This is a genomic window from Aeromicrobium sp., from assembly GCF_049587115.1.
Classification (GTDB): domain Bacteria; phylum Actinomycetota; class Actinomycetes; order Propionibacteriales; family Nocardioidaceae; genus Aeromicrobium.
On sequence record NZ_JBAVDI010000050.1, the window covers coordinates 1 to 1,601 of the forward strand.

Annotated in this window: 4 protein-coding genes; 1 reads left to right on the forward strand and 3 read right to left on the reverse strand. The window is 66.1% G+C overall.

Annotated features, from left to right (window positions below):
• Positions 1–227: alcohol dehydrogenase catalytic domain-containing protein (locus WB461_RS05115; RefSeq protein ID WP_423851639.1), on the reverse strand; the 227-nt coding region annotated here is incomplete at its 3' end.
• Positions 224–655, reverse strand: a complete 432-nt coding sequence (locus tag WB461_RS05120) for a hypothetical protein (protein ID WP_423851640.1) — start codon at positions 653–655, stop codon at positions 224–226. The genes WB461_RS05115 and WB461_RS05120, both read right to left, overlap by 4 nt.
• Before the next feature lie 64 nt (positions 656–719).
• Between WB461_RS05120 and WB461_RS05125 the strand changes: the two genes are divergently transcribed.
• Positions 720–1,226, forward strand: coding sequence for a hypothetical protein (locus tag WB461_RS05125; protein ID WP_423851641.1), 507 nt, complete (start codon positions 720–722; stop codon positions 1,224–1,226).
• Between the two features lie 138 nt (positions 1,227–1,364).
• Here WB461_RS05125 and WB461_RS05130 read toward each other — a convergent pair.
• On the reverse strand, positions 1,365–1,601 hold a 237-nt coding region (locus WB461_RS05130; protein ID WP_423851642.1), incomplete at its 5' end, for an NUDIX hydrolase.

The following is a 1,601-nucleotide window of genomic DNA, read 5'->3' on the forward strand; positions in this document are numbered from 1 at the left end:
GGCCCGACCTGCTCGACGACTCCGGCGACGTCCCAGCCCGGCGTGACCGGGAAGAACGTGTCGAGGGCTCCGTCCATGCCGCCGGTTGCAAGCTTCCAGTCGACGGGATTGACCGAGGTTGCCTTGACCGCGACCATGACCCAGTCGGGTCCGATCTTGGGCTCGTCGATGTCGGTCAGCTCGAGCTTCGCGGGCTCGCCGTAGGCGGAGTAGGTGATCGCCTTCATGCCCTGTCCTCACGCTGGGTGAAGGGCTGCTCGGCCGTGTCGGTGTCGGCCAGCTCGTCGATCGATTCCTCGATGTCCGGCCCGGTGCTGTAGACGACCTCGTCATTGGACTCGTAGTGCTCGTCGGCGAGCAGCGGGCTCACCCTCGTGTCGCCGGCGCCCTTGGACTTGGCGTCACGGACGATGTCTTCCGCGCGCGAGACGACGTCCTTCACTCGGGGATCCTCGGTGACCTTGGTGGCGGCGTCTCGGACGAGGTCTTCGGCTTGCGCGGTCGCCTGCTTGACCCTCGGGTCGTCCTTGACCTGGGTGGCCGCGTTGCGGATCTGCTCGTATCGCTCGCGCCCTGCCTTGGCTCCGAGGACGTACCCACCTGCAAAAACGGAGAGGATGGTCAGCTTCTTGATCGGGTGACTGAAGATTCGCATACCCCGAGGGTTACCCATGGAGTCAAACGGCAAGCGCCCTGGACGCTGGTCGTACGGTGTTGGCATGGCTGATCGCACTGGGTTCGCACTCGACGAGGCACACGAGATCGCCAAGCGCGCGCACGCGGGCCAGGTCGACAAGCTCGGCGTCGACTACGTCAACCACGTCGAGTCCGTGGCTGGTGGGCTGGTCGACTTCGACCTGGACCTGCAGATCGCCGGCATGCTGCACGACGTCGTCGAGGACTCCGACATCACCCTGGCCGACCTGCGCGAGGCGGGAGTCTCGGAGCGAGCGCTGGGCGCGATCGAGCTGGTCTCACGCAACCTGCACCCCTCGCTCAGCTATCTCGAGGGGATCGAGCGCGTCTGCACGTCGCGGGACGCCTCGCTCGTCAAGATCTCCGACAACGCCCACAACTCGCTCCCGGAGCGGATCGAGGCGCTCGGCCGTCCAGCGGATCCGAAGTACGCCGACGCCCGCCGCCTCCTCTACGCGGCAGTGCCGCGCGAGGACGTCGAGCGCATCCTGCGCCGTGCCAACCCCGCTCTGCTCGCCGAGCTGGACTGAGCCCGTCAGTACGGCCGTGGATGCGGCCGGCGCAGCTCGTCGGCCAGCTCCGACTCCTGGTCGAGAGCCCTGGCGAACGACTCCCGCGCCCGCTGTGCCGCTTTGTTGGCAGCAGCCACGGAGGTCAACTCTAGTGACTCAAGGAAGCTCGCTGGGCATTTCAGGAGGATGTGACAGCTCTGAGACCTTTAGGTGGACGAGCGCTTCCCGATCCGAATGCAACCACTCGACCTCGCCCAACTCGTCGTGGGAGAGCCATCGAACGGCGTCGTGTCCGTCATTCGTAGTCGGGTCTCCATCGCTGATCGTCACGTAGAAGAGCTTCATGCGGTAGCCGTTGGATGCCGGCCACGTGGCTTCGCGCGGGGACTCCAG

Excerpts from the sequence above, each read along its gene's own strand:
- WB461_RS05120 (WP_423851640.1), bottom strand. The coding sequence starts at position 655 with ATGCGAATCTTCAGTCACCCGATCAAGAAGCTGACCATCCTCTCCGTT.
- WB461_RS05125 (WP_423851641.1), top strand. The coding sequence starts at position 720 with ATGGCTGATCGCACTGGGTTCGCACTCGACGAGGCACACGAGATCGCC.